Below are 15291 nucleotides of genomic sequence, written 5' to 3'. Positions count from 1 at the left end.
GGCGGGCGCTCCGCTCAGAAGCCGCCCGCCGCGTCCAGGATGCGCTCCGCCACCCGCACCGAGTCCACGAGCGGATGCAGGGCGAGCGCACGCAGTGCGGCGCCGCGTGAGCCGCCGGCCGCCGCTTCGATCGTCGCCTGTTCGACGGACTTCAGAGTGAGCATCAGTCCCAGCTGGTCGGGGGCGACGGCACCCGCCGACAGCGGGCGGGCGCCGCCCGCGTCGACCAGGCAGGGCACCTCCACCACGGCGTCGGCGTCGAGGCCGGGAACGGCGGTGCGGTTGGGCACGTTCAGGATCAGCGTCGTGCGCTCGTTGCGGGAGACGGCGCGCATCAGCGCCAGGGCCACGCGGTCGTAGCCGCCGCCTTCGAGGTCGCAGGCGTCGCGTTCCCAGCCGCCGGTCGCCTCACGGCTCTCGGCCATGTAGGTCTCCTCGCGCTCCCTGCGCGTACGTTCCCACGCGGCGTGCGCCCCGGAGGGGTTGCCGGGGTCCGACTCGTCGTAGAAACGGGCCTGTTGGCGGTGGAGGAACTCTCCACGGGTGGCCTCGGCCCGCCGGATCGAGGCCACCGCCTCCCGGTTGAAGTAGTAGTAGTGCAGGTACTCGTTGGGCAGCGCGCCCAGGGTGCGCAGCCAGTCCGCACCGAAGAGCCTGCCTTCCTCGAAGGAGGTCAGGCGGCCGGTGTCGGCGAGCAGTCCGGGCAGTCGGTCACGTCCGTCCACCACGACGCGGCGCAGCCAGCCGAGGTGGTTGAGGCCCACATAGTCGTAGTCGGCGCGGTCCGGGTCGGCGCCGACGGCGCGTGCGGCGCGGCGGCACAACCCGACGGGGGAGTCGCAGATGCCGATCACCCGGTCGCCCAGGCCCCGGTCGCGGAAGACGCGGCACATCGCCTCGGTGACCATGCCGGCCGGGTTGGTGAAGTTGATGACCCAGGCGTCGGGGGCCAGTTCGGCGACCCGTTCGGCGATGCGCACGGCGACGGGAAGCGTGCGCAGCCCGTAGAGCACTCCGCCGGCGCCCACCGTCTCCTGGCCGAGGACACCCTCGGCGAGCGGGACGCGTTCGTCACGCGTACGGCCCGCGAGGCCGCCGACCCTGATGGCGGAGAAGACGAAGTCCGCGCCGCGCAGCGCCTCGTCGAGGTCGGTGGTGGTGCGCACGGCGGGCGCCGGACGTCCCTGGTGCGGCCCCGGTCCCTGCGGCCCGGCACGGTGCCGCTCGGCCTGGTGGGCGAGGACCGCCCCGACGGCGTCCAGCCGCCCCCGGTCGGTGTCGTACAGGACGAGTTCGGTGACGCGCCCCGCCGGATCGCCGGAGTCCTCCAGCAGCGCCCGGTGCACCAGCGGCACCCGGAATCCGCCGCCGCCCAGCACGGTCAGCCTCATGACTCGGTCCCCTCCACAGCTACCTCCACCCCGGCCTCACGGAAGACCGCGAGGGTGCCCGGGTCGGATGTCCGGTTCGTGATCAGTACGTCGATGTCCTGCGGCCCGCAGACGCGGGCCGTCCCCGTACCGGGGAACTTCTTCGCGGTGGCGAGCAGCACCGCCTGCCGGGCGGAGGCCAGCATGGCCTGCTTGACCGGCACTTCGACGTCGGTGGTGTCCAGTACCCGGCCGTCGGGCAGCACGCCGCTGGTGCCGAGGAAGAGCCGGTCGGCGTAGAGCTGCGCGAGACTCGACTCGGTCAGACGGCCCACCAGCGAACGGTAGTTGCGGCGCACCCGGCCGCCGAGCAGGACGAGGGAGACCTCGGCGTCGTCCCGCAGCTCCTCGTAGACGGCGAGATTGCTCGTCGCCACCGTGATCCGGCGCCCGCGCAGGTGCCGCGCCAGCTGAAGGACCGTGGTGCCGATGTCGAGGAGCACCACCTCCCCGTCCTCGACCGTCGCGGCCGCACGGCGGGCGAGTGCGTGCTTGTCGTCGAGGTCGTCGCCCTCCTCGTCGGCGAAGGGCCGCTCCACGGGGCGGCTGACGACGGCGCCGCCGTAGACCCGCCTCAGCCTGCCCGCTCTGCCCAGGTCGTTCAGGTCGCGGCGCGCGGTGGCCTCGCTGACGCCGAGCCGCTGGGCGATCTGCCCGACCGGCAGCACGCCTTCGTCGCGCAGCAGCCGCAGCAGCCGCTCGTGGCGGATCTCGCGCAACATGCTCGGCAATGTAGCGTGCTTGAGCGACTCTGCGCGAGTATGAGCGGGCTCTTGCAAGTCCCAGCTCTGACGTGCAAGGTACCGCTCAGCAACGACATTCCCGGTCGCCGGCTCCCGGGAGGGGACCGGGACGGGGGCGACCGGGTCGCGGGAGGGGCGGAAGAGCAGTGAGCACGACGGGGAGCGCGCATCCGGCGCCGACGACAGCGGCCCTGGACCCGCTGGCCGAGCTGCGCGACGACGGCGGCCCGGAGCGGGACGTCTTCCTGACCGGAACCGTCTTCCTTGACATCATCCTCACCGGCCTCGACCACGCGCCCGTCCGCGGCACCGAGTCCTGGGCCCGCGGCATGGGCTCCAGCCCCGGCGGGGTGGCCAACATGGCCACCGCGCTGCGCCGCCTGGGCCTGCGCACCTCGCTGGCCGCGGCCTTCGGCGACGACGTCTACGGCGACTACTGCTGGGAGTCGCTGGCCGACAGCGAGGGCATCGATCTCGCCCCCTCCCACCGTGCCCCCGGCTGGCACTCGCCGGTCACCGTCTCCATGGCCTACGAGGGGGAGCGGACCATGGTCTCCCACGGCCACGAGGCCCCGGCACCCTGCGTGAGCGTCGCCCAACGCCCCCGCTCCCGCGCCTGCTTCACCGCGCTGAGCCCCGGGCGGCTGGAGGGCTGGGCACGCGAGGCGCACGACGAGGGCAGCAAGATCTTCGCCGACGTCGGCTGGGACGAGACCGGCGCATGGGACCCCGACACGCTCGCCGACCTCTCCTACTGCCACGCGTTCCTGCCCAACGCCGCCGAGGCGCAGCACTACACGCGTACCGACAGCCCCGAAGCGGCGGTGCGGGCGCTGGCCGAACTCGTCCCGATCGCCGTGGTCACCAAGGGGGCGGGAGGTGCCGTCGCCGTGGACTCCCTGACGGGCGAGAGGGCCGACGTCCCCGCACTGTCCGTCGAGGCGCTGGACCCGACGGGCGCGGGCGACGTCTTCGTCGCCGGATTCATCAGCGGAACGCTCGCGGGCTGGCCGCTCGCCGACCGTCTCGCCTTCGCCAACCTCACCGCCGCGCTGTCCGTGCAGCACTTCGGCGGCTCGCTCTCCGCGCCCGGCTGGCCCGAGGTCGCCGCCTGGTGGCAGTACGCCACCCGCTGCGGAGGACAGGGCGAGGACGTGATGCGGCGCTACCGGTTCCTGTCCGACCTGCTGCCCGGAGCCGACCGGGCGGCTTCGCTGCGGCGGGCCACACCGACCATCGGATTCCGTTCGTCCTGACGGGCGCGGCCGTACGGGCGCGGGCCGCCCGTACCACCGCGTGCGGGACGCCGAGAGGAGAGACCATGCGCCCTGTGAGCCGGAGGGCCACCACGGGCCGCGCCGCCGCGGTCCGCCGGCGCACCGTCCCGCTCGTCCTGGCCACCGGTGCGGCCCTGCTCGCCGCCGCGTGCGTGCCCGGCACCGACGGCTCCGGGGCGGCGGGCGCGGGCGTCCCGGGCTCGGCCGCAACCTCCGTGCCGGACCCGGCACGGGCGGGCAAGGTCACGCTGACCGTCTGGGACCAGGAGGTGCGCGGGGGGCAGAACGCCGAACTGGAGCAGTTGAACAAGGAGTTCCAGGAGAAGTACCCCAACGTCCGCATCAAGCGCGTCGCCCGCAGCTTCTCCGACCTGAAGACCACCCTCAAGCTGGCCATATCGGGCAACAGGCCGCCGGACGTCGTCCAGGCCAACCAGGGCTACTCCGACATGGTGGCGTTCGTGAAGGCGGGACTTCTCAGCCCGCTCGACAACTACGCGGGCATCTACGCCTGGAACACCCGCTATCCGGCGCCCCTGCTCAACCTCAACCGCGTCTCCGCCGACGGCCGCCACTTCGGCACAGGACGGCTCTACGGCATCTCCCAGACCGGTGAGTACATCGGCGTCTACTACAACAAGGACGTGCTGGAGAAGGCAGGCGTGCAGCCGCCGAAGACCTGGGACGACCTGACCGCCGCGCTGCCCCGCATCGAGGACGAGGGCGAACTCCCCGTCCAGTTCGGCAACCTGGACAAGTATCCGGCGATCCACACCTTCGGGGTGCTGCAGAACCAGGCAGGAGGAGCCCAGGAGTCCCGCGCGAGCGTCCTCGGCCGCGGCAAGGGCTTCGACAACGACCCGACGCGCGAGGCCGCACGTACGCTCGCCGACTGGAAGAAGCGCGGCTACATCCCCGGCGGCGCGAACGGCACCGGATACGACGCCGCGGCCAAGAAGTTCGCAGGCGGCGAGGGGGCCTTCCTCATCACCGGCACCTGGCAGCTCGCCGACCTGAAGAAGCCCATGGGGGACAAGCTCGGCTTCATGCCGCCACCGCCGGTGAAGGAGGGGGCGGCCCCGGTGACGACCGGCGGGCAGGGGCTGGCATGGTCCATCACCTCCCGCTCCCGGCACCCCCATGTGGCCGCCGCCTACCTCGACTTCATCACCGACGAGCACGCCGCCCGCGTGATGACCGCGGAAGGGGTGCTGCCCGCGGTTCCCGGCGCGGCCGCCGACGAGGTGCCCGAAGGCAGTGTCGACGCCCGAATGGTCGACGGCTGGCGCGAGTTGAACGAGTCCGACGGACTCGTTCCGTACCTCGACTACACGACACCCACCTTCTACGACTCCCTCTCGGCGGACCTGCAGGGCGTCATCGACGGCGGCGTCTCCCCCGGGAAGCTGGCGGAGAGGATGCAGCGTTCGTACACCGACTTCCGGGACGAGCAGCGCGCGGATGGGAAGTCCCGGCCGTGAACGGCGCGTCCACCACTCCGCCGGCGAACCCGCCGGTCACCGGGTCCCCCGCCGGTTCCGACGCGCCGGGCGCGGGCGGAGAGGGCGGCGCAGGAGCCGGAAGGCGAGCCGGCAAAGGGACCGGGACCGGGACCGGGACCGGGCTTGCCGGGCGTGCGCGGCGCAGGGCCGCCGAGCGCTACCGCCGTCGCTCGCCGGGGCAGCCCCGCGCCGTCGGCTACCTCTACGTCCTGCCCGCACTCGCCCTCTACACCGTCTTCCTGCTCGTCCCCCTCGGCCAGACCGTGTGGCTCTCGCTGCTGCACTGGGACGGCCTGACCGTCGCCACCTGGGCCGGAGGCGGCAACTACCGTGACCTGCTGACCGATCCCTCGCTGCGCGCCCCGTTCGTGAACGCACTGGTGCTGCTGCTGTTCTACGCCGCGCTCCCCGTCGCACTCGGTCTGCTGCTCGCCGCGGCGCTGACCCGCTTCCGGGTGCGGGGGATGACGTTCTTCCGCACCGTGCTGTTTCTGCCGCAGGTGCTGGCGCTCGTCGTCGTCGGCGTCGCCTGGCGCTCGATCCTCGCGCCGGACGGTCTGCTCAACGACATCCTGAGGGCCGTCGGTCTGGAGTCCCTGACCCGCGCCTGGCTCGGCGACCACACCTGGGCGCTTCCCGCTGTCGGCGCCGTGGGCACCTGGGTGGGGACCGGTCTGTGCGTGGTGCTCTTCCTCGCGGGCGCGCAGCGGATACCGCGCGAACTGTACGAGGCGGCACGCGTGGACGGGGCGGGCGCGCTGCGGGAGTTCTCCGCCGTCACCCTCCCCGGGCTCCGCCCCCAGATCGCGGTGGCGCTGACCCTCACCATCATCGCCGGGCTGCGCAACTTCGACCTGATCTACGTCACCACCGGCGGCGGCCCCGGCAACTCCACCTCGGTTCCCGCCTACGAGGTCTACCGCCGTGCGTTCGAGACCAACGAGGTCGGCTCCGCGGCGGCGATGGGCGTGGGCCTGACCGTGCTGATCTTCGCCCTGACGGTCACCGTCGCCCGGCTCGCGGAAGGACGGGAACGATGACCGGCCGGCTCGAACGCGGCGTCACCTACGGCATTCTGGCTCTCTTCGCCGTCATCAGCCTCACACCGGTGGCGGGCATCCTCTCCTCCGCCTTCGGGAGCCGGACCTCCCCGGCCACGGGTTTCTCCCTGCCGGACGGCCTCAACTGGGCCAATTTCGCAGACGCCTGGACGCGCGGCCACTTCGGCGGGTACCTCGGCAACTCCCTCCTCGTCACCGCGGCCGTCGTCGCGGCCACCGTCGTGCTGGCGGTGCCGGCCGCGTACGCGTTCGGGGCGATGCGCTTCCCCGGCTCGAACCTGCTCTTCCACCTCTTCGTCCTCGGCCTGACCCTTCCGCAGGAAGCCCTGGTCGTCCCGCTCTACTTCGACCTGCGGTACTGGGAACTGACGGACACCTACTGGGCGTTGATCCTCCCGCAGACCGCGCAGTCGCTGGCATTCGGCGTGTTCTGGATGCGTACGTACTTCCGCGGCAGCCCGCGCTCCCTGATCGAGGCCGCCCGTATCGACGGGGCCTCCAGCTGGACCGTGCTGTGGCGCGTCCTGCTTCCCGTGGGGCGGCCCGCGCTGTCCACCATGGTGGTCATCGTCTTCATGTGGACCTGGAACGAGTTCCTCATGGCGCTGGTGATGGTCAGCGACGAGGCACACCGTACGGTCCCGCTCGGCCTGGCCTTCTTCCAGGGACAGCACAGCTCCGACACGGCACTCCTCGCCGCGGCCTCGGTGCTCATCGCCCTGCCGGTGGTCGTGGTGTACGTGGCGCTGCAACGGCGGTTCATCGAGGGGATGCTGACCGGAGCGGTGAAGGAATGAGCCGTGGGCGGCGCCCGTCCCGGTGGGGCGCCCGGTCGTCCCGGTGACGGGCGACGCAGCAGGGGCCGTGGTGCGGGAGCGCCCCGGCACCACGGACCCGCCCCGCACGGTCTACGCCGACGCCGCACGCACCTCGGCCCGCAGCGCCCGCGCCAGCCAGAGGTGGTCGTCGGCCCGCGAGGGGAGGGGCTCGTGCCCCTTCACGGCGCGGAAGAGGCCGAAGTACCGCTCGGCGTCCGCGTCCAGCCCCGCCTCCACGGCCACCAGAATCGCGGCCCTGTCGGCGTCGCCGAACAGTTCGGCCAGTACCTCGGAACCGCCCGGGCCTTCGGGTTCCACTCCTGCCTCCCTGGACTCACCGACGGTCTCCACCACTTGGCGGGCCCACCACACGGAGCCGGCCGCCCGGTTCCGCGGACCGGTCAGCTCCAGCATCCTGCGCATCCGGGAGCGGAAGCCGGGATCCTGGATCAGCTCGGCGAGCTGGAGCCATGCGTCGACCTGCTCGGCCGTGGGGCTGTCGGGCAGTTCGAGCGGCGAGCGCTCCAGGCGCTCTGCGATGCCGGGGGCGCTGTCCAGTCCCTCGGCCACCTCCTTCATGAAGTCCTCGATGATCTGCCTGCGTTCGTCGACCGAAAGCCGTGCGAGCTGGTTCATCAGTGCTGTCTCCTCTGCGGTGGAACCGCGTCGTGCGACGGTGGACAGAACGGCCCGGTTCACCCTCAGGGCGCGGATGCGGGCGTCGAGAGCGGCGACATGCGCCGCGGCGACCTCCGCGACCGTGGACTCGCTGCCCAGGACGTGGCTCACTTCTTCCAGGCCCAGCCCCAGCTCCCGCAGGGTGCGGACGAGTTCGAGGCGGGCGACGGCCTCGGCGCCGTACAGCCGGTAGCCGCCGGCGGACCGTTCCGCGGGCGGCAGCAGCCCGCTGTCCGACCAGTAGCGGACGGTGCGTACGGCGACGCCGGTCCGGGCGGCGAGCTGCCCGATGGTGAGACGGTCCGGGTGTTCGTCGTTCATGCCGGGAGTGTGGACCTTCCACCTGCTGGAGACTCAAGGGCGGCGGTACCGCCCGGCTCCTTCTCGCAGCCCGCCGCCTCGAAGCGGCCTCCCTCACACGTCCGTGTGCTGCTTGCCTCCGCCCGAGGGACGGCGCAGCGCCTGCTCGATCTCCTCCAGCGTGCGTCCCCGCGTCTCCGGGACCCGGCGCAGCACGAAGATCCAGCACGCCGCGTTCATCGCCGCGTGGACGAGGAACGTGGCCGTACGCCCGAAGGCGTCCACGGCCGTCAGAGCCGTCAACGCGATCGGCAGGTCGAATCCCCACACCGCCGTCGTAGCCAGGCTCATCGCGGGGCCGCGCACCGCCGGCGGCAGCGCCTCCGGGCCGATCAGCCGGCTCCGCCGAACAGCGCGCCCGGGGCTGGCGAGAGGCACTGACCGAGGCCGGGGTCCGGGTGGAGGCGTCACTGACCGGGTCCGTGGCCCCGCACCGCGCAGACGGTCACCGCGCGATGCGTGAACGTTACGGGAGGGCGGCCCGGCCCTGGTCTCCGCCCCTTCTTCCTGCCTCCGCCGCCCGGTGTGTGCCCGTCGTGTGTGTGCCGTGGCGGAACTCGTGTGCGATTCGTGGCCGTCGCGGCGCATAGGTGTGCGCCCCCTGGGCACCCAGCCGACTCCGCACGTCGCGGAGAGACCCGCAAGAGGGTTCGAACCTGCCGTTGAGACAGGGGTGATGAGATGGCGGCCACAGGTGACAAAGAGCGAAGGAGCAGCTCGGACCGTGACAGGGCGAGGCCGGGCAAAGAGCCCGACCGCGGCCGCGAGCCCGCCCGCGAGCGCGCCCGCGAGAGTGACCGAGAACGCGACCGCGAGGCCCAGGACGAACGCGTCTCCGTAGGGCAGGCGATGCGGCGCGCCGCCGCACAGCTCGCCGAGCTCCTCCAGTGCGAGCCCGGCTCCGTCTCCTCCGTCAAGCCGACGAGCGAAGGCTGGACGGCCAGCGTCGAAGTGGTCGAGGTCGAGCGCATCCCGGAGACCACCAGCGTGATGGGTTCCTACCGGGTGCAGCTCGACGGCCGCGGCAACCTGCTCGGCTACGAGCGCACCGAACGCTACGCGCGGGGGCAGGTCGGCGAGCGGAAGTGACGGCGCGGGCGGCCCCGCCCGTTCCCACCCGTGAAACGGCCCCGTGGGCCACCTCAATGAGAAGGGACAGTGAGCGTGAGTGTAGTTCCACAGACAAGCGGCGCATCGAGCGGCGGAGGGGGAGGAAACCTCTACGACGTACTCGAACTCATCCTGGACCGGGGTCTGGTGATCGACGCGTTCGTGCGGGTCTCCCTCGTCGGGATCGAGATACTCAAGATCGACGTGCGCGTGGTCGTCGCCAGCGTCGACACCTACCTGCGCTTCGCCGAGGCCTGCAACCGGCTGGACCTCGAAGCGGGCCGGAAGGCTCCCACGCAGCTCACCGACATCGTCGGCGACACCGTGGAGAGCGGCGCCAAGGGCAAGTCCAAGGGCGCGCTGACCGGAGCCGTCGAGGCGTTCAGCGAATCCATCCAGAAGGGCCGCGACGACGACGAGGACGAGCGGGAGCGCGAACCCCGCAAGTCCTCCTCCAGCGGCAGCCGCCGTACCACCCGCCGAAGGGAGGACTGAGAGTGTCCACCTACATCTACGCCATCACCTCGGCCGAACACCCGCAGAACCTCCAGGGGCTCAGCGCGGTGGGGAACTCCGGGACAGCCCTGCGCACGGTCAGGACGGGGGCGCTGAGCGCTGTGGTCAGCGAGGCGCCGGAGGACCTGCGTGCCAAACGGCGTGATCTCGCCGCCCATCAGGCCGTCCTGGAGCAGCTGATGGCCGACGGCTCCGCGCTGCCGATGCGCTTCGGCCTCGTCGGCCCGGACGAGGCCTCCGTGGAGGCGGTGCTGGAGGAGAACGAAGAGGCCTACCTCCAGCGGCTGTCGGAGCTCGACGGGTGCCTGGAGTACAACCTCAAGGCCGCGCGCGAGGAGGACGACCTGCTGCGCGAGGTCATCGCAGGCTCCGAGGAGGTCCGCCGTCTCCGTGAGGTCACCCGGGAGAACCCGGATGCCCAGGAGGAGAAGGTGCGGCTGGGTGAACTGGTCTCCCAGGAGGTGCAGGCCCGGCAGGACAAGGAGGGACAGGAACTGGTGGCCCGGCTCGCCGGCGGCGCCGAGCGGCACACCGCCGCGGAGCCGACGCAGTCGCACTTCGTGAACGTCTCCTTCCTGGTGCGGCGTGACGCCGCCGCCGCATTCGCCCAGGCCGTGCAGGAGGAGGCCGAGCGGCGCGGCGACGCGTACTCGCTCAACCTCTACGGCCCGCTGCCCCCTTACAGCTTCGTGTGAAGCCGTGATCGGAGGACTCCGCAATGGGCCTGATCACTCAACTCCTGACCCTGCCACTCGCTCCGGTGCGCGGCACGGTCTGGGTGCTGGACCAGGTGGTGCTCACCGCGGAGCGGCAGTACTACGACCCGGAGCCCGTCCTCCAGCAACTCGCGGCACTGGAGCAGGAGCTGCTCGACGGAAGCATCACGGAGGAGGAGTTCGACCAGCGTGAGGACGACCTGCTGGAGGAGCTGGAGTGGCGTCAGGCCTACCAGCGTCAGTTCGGGGCGCAGTCCTAGACAGGCAGACACCCGCCGTGTTCGCGGGGAGCCAGAGGTGATCGAGAGATGATGAACAACAGCAAGATAGGCGTGGCGCTGGTGGGGGGATACCTCCTCGGGCGCACCAAGAAGGCCAAGATGGCCATCGGTCTGGGCATGGTCCTGGCCGGCAAGAGGCTCAACCTGACACCGCAGCAGCTCGCGAAGATGGCGGCGAACTCGCCCGTGATCGGCGGTCTGAGCGAGCAGGTGCGCAAGGACCTGCTCGACAACACGAAATCCGCGCTGACTTCGGCCGTCACGCGCCGGGCCGGCAGCTTCGCCGACTCACTCCACGAGCGCACGCTCGGCATCAACGACCCCGGGCGGAGCACGCACGAGGCCGACGAAGACGGCCGCGACGGCACCGATGACGCGGAGGCCGCCGAAGGCCGCTCGGCGGCACGCCGGGACGCGGGCACCGACGACGAGGAAGAGGACACACGCGAGGACGCCCGCGAGGAGCGTCCGCGGGCACAGGGCAGGTCCGCTTCGCGCGGGGGAGGCGGCGCGAAGGGCTCCAGGCCGGCAGCGGGCAGCAAGCAGGCCCCGCGCGCCGAACGGGCCTCCGGCGCCAAGTCCTCCGCGGCCAAGGCGGCTTCCGGCGGCCGGGGCACGGCGCGGAGCGGTGCCGGCAAGACGGCATCCTCCAGCGCGCGCAAGACCGGCGGTGCCCGCAAGACGACCGCCAAGGCGGCGTCGGACGGGGCGCGGAAGACCACGAAGCGGGGAGGCGACAATGGCTGACTCCGCCATGAGCAGGTTCAAGGAGGACGTGGCCAACGACCCGGCCACCGACCGTCTCAAGCAGGAACTCCAGTCCTACCTCCAGGCACGCGCCTACAAGGCCGTCACCGGACTCGGCAGCAAGCTCGGCGAGGGCGTCACCAAGCTCGCCGCCCCCGGCCAGGGCGGTCCCGGCGGTCTCGTCGGCAGCATCGCCAAGGGCGGTCAGGCGCTGAGCGAGGGGAAGTCACCCGGGCAGGCGGCAATGGCTGTGGGCACCTCGCACGTCAAGGACATGGTCAAGGACAAGGTCAAGGGCTTGTTCGGCAAGGGACGCAAGAGCGGCGGCGGCAAGTCCAAGAGCGTGACGATAGTCGAGGACATCGACGTCGGCGTGCCCGTGCGTGAGGCGTACGACCAGTGGTCGCAGTTCCAGGAGTTCAGCACCTTCGCCAAGGGCGTGGTCAGCGTCGAGAAGGCCGACGACGTCAGCAGCAACTGGAAGGTGAAGGTCGCCAAGTCCACACGGAGCTGGAAGGCCAACGTCACCGAGCAGATCCCCGACGAACGCATCACCTGGACCACCGAGGGCGCCAAGGGGACCGTCAAGGGTGTGGTGACCTTCCACCGCCTCACCGACGACCTGACACGGGTGCTGCTCGTCCTGGAGTACTTCCCCAAGGGCCTGTTCGAGAAGACCGGCAACATCTGGCGTGCACAGGGCCGCCGGGCGCGCCTGGACCTGAAGCTGTTCCGCAAGTTCATCATGATGCGGGGCGAGGCCACCGACGGCTGGCGCGGGGAGATCCGGGACGGCGAGGTGGTCGTCGAGCACGACGAGGCCGTCGAGGAGGAGGAGCGCGCCGCGGAGGACTCGGACGAGTCCCAGGACGCCTCCGAGGAGTCCGACGGGCGGGACGGGTCCGTCCACGACGATGCCGAGGACGAGCTGGACGAGGACGAGCTGGACGAGGACGACCTGGACGAGGACCGCGAGCCCGCAGACGCATACCACGAGGAGGAGGACGAGGACCGGGACGAGGAGCACGACGAGCACGACGAAGACCCGGGCCCCGAGGGCGAGTTCGACGAGGACCGTGAGTCCGGCGACGAGCCCGAGGACGAGTACGAGCACGAGTACGAGTACGACGACGAGCCCGAGCACGAGGACGAAGACGCGGAGGACGAGGAACCCGACCGCCGCCGCACCGCCTCGGCCCGTCACTGACGCCCGGACAGCACACATCCGGCACCGAGCAGACAGGGCTGATTCACCGTGTCCGATTCACTTGCCGGCCGTATGGGGCCGTCGCCCAACAGGGCGGCCTCATACGGACAGCAGAGCTCTTCCACCAACCTCGCCGACATCCTCGAGCGGGTGCTCGACAAGGGTGTCGTCATCGCCGGCGACATCCAGATCAACCTGCTCGACATCGAGTTGCTCACCATCAAGCTGCGGCTTCTCGTCGTCTCCGTCGACAAGGCGAAGGAGATGGGGATCGACTGGTGGGAGCACGATCCTTCGCTGTCGTCACGGGCGCCCCAGTCGTCCGTGACGCGCACCTCACCGGGGCGGGACGCCGTCGCGGACGGTGACGGACAGGACGCGCTGACCGAGGAGAACCAGCGGCTGCGCAAGGAGGTCGAGCGGTTGCGTGCGGCTGCCGAACTCCCGGCCGGGGACAGGTCCTCGGGGGAGAAATCCCCGAAGGAGCGGCCCTCGGGCGAGAAGTCCTCCGGGGAGCGGCCCGCGCGCAAGGAGCGTCCCGAGCGTCCCCGCAGACCCGTGAACGGGTCCGGTGGCGAACGTGCGCGCAGGCGCGGAGAGTGAAGAGGGTGATGCCGGTGCCGGGTGGGCCGGACGTGCAGGAAACGGGAAACCGCTCGGCGGAGCAGGGCACGTCCCTGGTCTGCTACGTCGTCGCCGTCGGCCGGGACGGACCGCGGCTGCGCGAGGCGGCCGACGGCCTGACCGGGCCGGAAGGTTCCGCCGTGCGCACCGTGTCCGCGGCGGGGCTGGGCGCGCTGGTGTGCGATGTCCCGGCCCGCCTGTACGACGAGGAGGGGCTGAAGGCCCAACTGGAGGACCTGGAGCGGCTGGAGGCCCTGGCGCGCGCCCATCACGGCGTGGTCGCGGACGCCGGCGAGCACACCGGCCTGCTGCCCATGCGCCTGGCCACCGTCTACCTCGACGATGCCGGGGCCGAGGCGATGCTGACCGGGAGGGCGGAGGAATTCGACGCCCTGCTGGGGCGGTTGGAGGGACACGTCGAATGGGGCATCAAGGTCTACGCCGACCCCGGGCAGGCCGCGGCCGTCTCGCGGCAGCCCCCCGCCCCTTCCGGCGGCAGCCCGGGACGTGCGTATCTTCAGGAGCGCAGACAGCAGCGCAGCACGCACCGCGACACCCATCGAGCCGCGGGAGCCGTGGCCGAGCGGGTCGCCGAACTGGCGGCCGGGTTCGCGACGGACAGAGTCGCGCACCGGCCGCAGCAGGGTGAACTGGCCTCGGGGCCGGGCGAGAACGTCGTCAACGACGCCTATCTGGTGCCGGCCGAGCGCGGCGAGGAGTTCCGAGCCGCCGTCGGCACCGTCGCCGAGGACGTACCGGGAGTGCACGTCGAAGTGACCGGTCCCTGGGCGCCGTACTCCTTCGCCACGCCGTCCGCCACGCCGTCCGCCGCTCCGCAGCCGGACGCCGGCGCGGGCGGCACCCGGGAGTGAGGCCGGTGGACAGCGCGATGCCCGGCGGCGGTTTCGCCGACGCGGTCGAGGCGGGCTCCCGGTCCGCCTCGAACGGCTTCGCCGAGGAGGACGCACTCGCCGGCCGGCAGGTCGCGCTGATCGACCTGCTGGACCGTCTCCTGTCGGGCGGTGCCGTGCTCACCGGTGATGTGGTGCTGTCCATCGCCGACATCGACCTCGTACGCATCAACCTGCGCGCGGTCATCCATTCGGTCACGCCGGACGATCCGGCGCCGTGGTGAGGCGCGGGCAGGAGAGGGGCACAACCATGGGTGTCGAATCCGATGAAGTCCCCGGCGGCGTCCGCGGGGAGGCGGAGGTCCGGGGCGAAGTCCCGCACTCCCGCCCGGACCTGCTCCCGGGGACGGACACCGCGGCGGGCAGGCTGGAGGACGTCGCACGGTCGGCCGCGCGCGCCTTCGACCTCCTGCCGGCCGGCCCGGACGAGGAAGGCCCGCGCGCCGACGGCAGGCTCGCCCAGCGCCTGCGCACCGACCCCGACACCGTCGAACGCGACCTGATGAAACTCGTCCTGACGATCGTGGAGTTGCTGCGTCAGCTCATGGAGCGCACCGCGCTCAACCGTGTCGACCAGGGCGACCTGAGCGAGGACCAGGAGGAGCGGGTCGGGATGACGCTGATGATCCTTCAGGAGCGCATGACGGAGCTGTGCGACCGCTACGGGCTGACCATGGAGGACCTCAACCTCGACCTCGGGCCCCTGGGTTCGCTGCTTCCGCGTCAGGACGGCTGAGCGGGACGGCCCCTGGGCCGCAGTTGACCCGGCATGTTTCAACCGGCCACTGAGGGCAACCCGTTGGCCATGACTGACAACGGCAAGAGCACACGTACCACAGGAAAGACCGCGAACACCGCCGCCGCGAACGGCGCCAAGAAGCCCGCCGAGGCGGGGGAGAAGGCGGAGCGCGGCATCAGCAAGGCCGCATCCAGGACCGGCTCGGCGACGCACGCCGTGGGCGACGCCGTCGAGGGCGGGGGCCGCAGCGTCGGTGAGACGACCAAGCGTGTCGGCCACGTGGCGAGCCGCGGCGCGGAGGCCGGCCGCCAGAAGTTCGCGTCCGTCTCCAGCACGGCCGCCACCGCCGCTTCCGTGACCTGGACGGCCGTGAAGCACCGCAAGGCCGTCGTTGCCGGTGTCGGCACCGGAGCGGTCACCGCTGTCGCCGCCTCCTTCGTGGCGGGACGCTACTCGGCCAGGCGCCACGTGGGCCCCTTCACCCGTATCACCGGCGGACGGCTGTAACCGCCGTGCGCGGACGGCCGGCGGCGCACGCGGCAGCCGGAGAGGGGGCGCCGCCGGCGCCGGC

General features: G+C 71.8%; 19 protein-coding genes. 15 read left to right on the top strand and 4 right to left on the bottom strand.

Annotation, left to right across the window (positions count from 1 at the left end; genetic code table 11):
• Positions 1–14: 14 nt before the first annotated feature.
• Together H343_RS0118180 and H343_RS0118175 are read right to left on the bottom strand one after the other, a co-directional pair.
• Positions 15–1391, bottom strand: coding sequence for a 6-phospho-beta-glucosidase (locus tag H343_RS0118180; RefSeq protein WP_028432318.1), 1377 nt, complete (start codon positions 1389–1391; stop codon positions 15–17).
• Positions 1388–2152 (bottom strand): DeoR/GlpR family DNA-binding transcription regulator, encoded by a 765-nt coding sequence (locus tag H343_RS0118175; RefSeq protein ID WP_028432317.1) that lies wholly within the window; start codon positions 2150–2152, stop codon positions 1388–1390. Before H343_RS0118175 ends, H343_RS0118180 begins: the two co-directional genes overlap by 4 nt.
• A gap of 167 nt (positions 2153–2319) precedes the next feature.
• Between H343_RS0118175 and H343_RS0118170 the strand changes: the two genes are divergently transcribed.
• The 4 genes from H343_RS0118170 (at position 2320) to H343_RS0118155 (ending at position 6810) form a co-directional block, all read left to right on the top strand.
• Positions 2320–3429, top strand: a complete 1110-nt coding sequence (locus H343_RS0118170) for a PfkB family carbohydrate kinase (protein WP_028432316.1) — start codon at positions 2320–2322, stop codon at positions 3427–3429.
• A 65-nt stretch (positions 3430–3494) separates the two neighbouring features.
• Positions 3495–4931, top strand: coding sequence for an extracellular solute-binding protein (locus tag H343_RS0118165; protein WP_051265477.1), 1437 nt, complete (start codon positions 3495–3497; stop codon positions 4929–4931).
• Between the two features lie 230 nt (positions 4932–5161).
• Positions 5162–5992 (top strand): carbohydrate ABC transporter permease, encoded by an 831-nt coding sequence (locus tag H343_RS31365; RefSeq protein ID WP_051265515.1) that lies wholly within the window; start codon positions 5162–5164, stop codon positions 5990–5992.
• The gene (locus tag H343_RS0118155; RefSeq protein WP_028432314.1) at positions 5989–6810 is read left to right on the top strand and encodes a carbohydrate ABC transporter permease; all 822 of its coding nucleotides are present in this window, start codon (positions 5989–5991) and stop codon (positions 6808–6810) included. The genes H343_RS31365 and H343_RS0118155 overlap by 4 nt, the downstream gene beginning before the upstream one ends.
• A 111-nt stretch (positions 6811–6921) precedes the next feature.
• On the opposite strand, the gene H343_RS0118150 is transcribed toward H343_RS0118155, so the two are convergent.
• Both H343_RS0118150 and H343_RS35995 read right to left on the bottom strand, forming a co-directional pair.
• The gene (locus H343_RS0118150) at positions 6922–7830 is read right to left on the bottom strand and encodes a MerR family transcriptional regulator (RefSeq protein ID WP_028432313.1); all 909 of its coding nucleotides are present in this window, start codon (positions 7828–7830) and stop codon (positions 6922–6924) included.
• Positions 7831–7923: 93 nt separating this feature from the next.
• A complete protein-coding gene (locus tag H343_RS35995; RefSeq protein WP_078505833.1) occupies positions 7924–8457 on the bottom strand; it encodes an MFS transporter in 534 nt (177 codons plus the stop codon).
• A 93-nt stretch (positions 8458–8550) separates the two neighbouring features.
• Between H343_RS35995 and H343_RS31360 the strand changes: the two genes are divergently transcribed.
• From H343_RS31360 to H343_RS33610, 11 genes are all read left to right on the top strand, one after another.
• Positions 8551–8958: a gas vesicle protein GvpO gene (locus H343_RS31360; protein WP_037904202.1), complete on the top strand. Its 408-nt coding sequence runs from the start codon at positions 8551–8553 to the stop codon at positions 8956–8958.
• Positions 8959–9033: 75 nt separating this feature from the next.
• A complete protein-coding gene (locus H343_RS0118135) occupies positions 9034–9474 on the top strand; it encodes a gas vesicle structural protein GvpA (RefSeq protein ID WP_028432311.1) in 441 nt (146 codons plus the stop codon).
• A 2-nt stretch (positions 9475–9476) separates the two neighbouring features.
• Positions 9477–10190 (top strand): GvpL/GvpF family gas vesicle protein, encoded by a 714-nt coding sequence (locus H343_RS0118130; RefSeq protein WP_028432310.1) that lies wholly within the window; start codon positions 9477–9479, stop codon positions 10188–10190.
• Between the two features lie 23 nt (positions 10191–10213).
• Positions 10214–10471 (top strand): gas vesicle protein GvpG, encoded by a 258-nt coding sequence (locus H343_RS0118125; protein WP_028432309.1) that lies wholly within the window; start codon positions 10214–10216, stop codon positions 10469–10471.
• Positions 10472–10519: 48 nt separating this feature from the next.
• Entirely contained in the window at positions 10520–11239 is a 720-nt protein-coding gene (locus H343_RS33615; RefSeq protein ID WP_051265475.1) for a hypothetical protein, read from the top strand.
• Positions 11232–12446: an SRPBCC family protein gene (locus H343_RS0118115; protein ID WP_028432308.1), complete on the top strand. Its 1215-nt coding sequence runs from the start codon at positions 11232–11234 to the stop codon at positions 12444–12446. Before H343_RS33615 ends, H343_RS0118115 begins: the two co-directional genes overlap by 8 nt.
• 48 nt (positions 12447–12494) lie before the next feature.
• Positions 12495–13049: a gas vesicle protein GvpJ gene (gene gvpJ, locus H343_RS0118110; protein WP_028432307.1), complete on the top strand. Its 555-nt coding sequence runs from the start codon at positions 12495–12497 to the stop codon at positions 13047–13049.
• Positions 13050–13081: 32 nt separating this feature from the next.
• On the top strand, positions 13082–13942 hold the full coding sequence (locus tag H343_RS31350; RefSeq protein ID WP_486586941.1) for a GvpL/GvpF family gas vesicle protein: 861 nt from the start codon (positions 13082–13084) through the stop codon (positions 13940–13942).
• A gap of 17 nt (positions 13943–13959) precedes the next feature.
• On the top strand, positions 13960–14205 hold the full coding sequence (locus tag H343_RS31345; protein WP_051265511.1) for a gas vesicle protein: 246 nt from the start codon (positions 13960–13962) through the stop codon (positions 14203–14205).
• 26 nt (positions 14206–14231) lie between these two features.
• Complete coding sequence (locus H343_RS0118095) at positions 14232–14717, top strand: gas vesicle protein K (RefSeq protein ID WP_078505831.1); 486 nt, start codon at positions 14232–14234, stop codon at positions 14715–14717.
• A gap of 69 nt (positions 14718–14786) precedes the next feature.
• The gene (locus tag H343_RS33610) at positions 14787–15227 is read left to right on the top strand and encodes a hypothetical protein (RefSeq protein ID WP_051265473.1); all 441 of its coding nucleotides are present in this window, start codon (positions 14787–14789) and stop codon (positions 15225–15227) included.
• Positions 15228–15291: the final 64 nt, after the last annotated feature.

This window comes from Streptomyces sp. TAA204 (genome assembly GCF_000424965.1).
The sequence above is the reverse complement of the archived record's forward strand: the minus strand, read 5'-3'. Positions and strand labels throughout refer to the sequence as shown.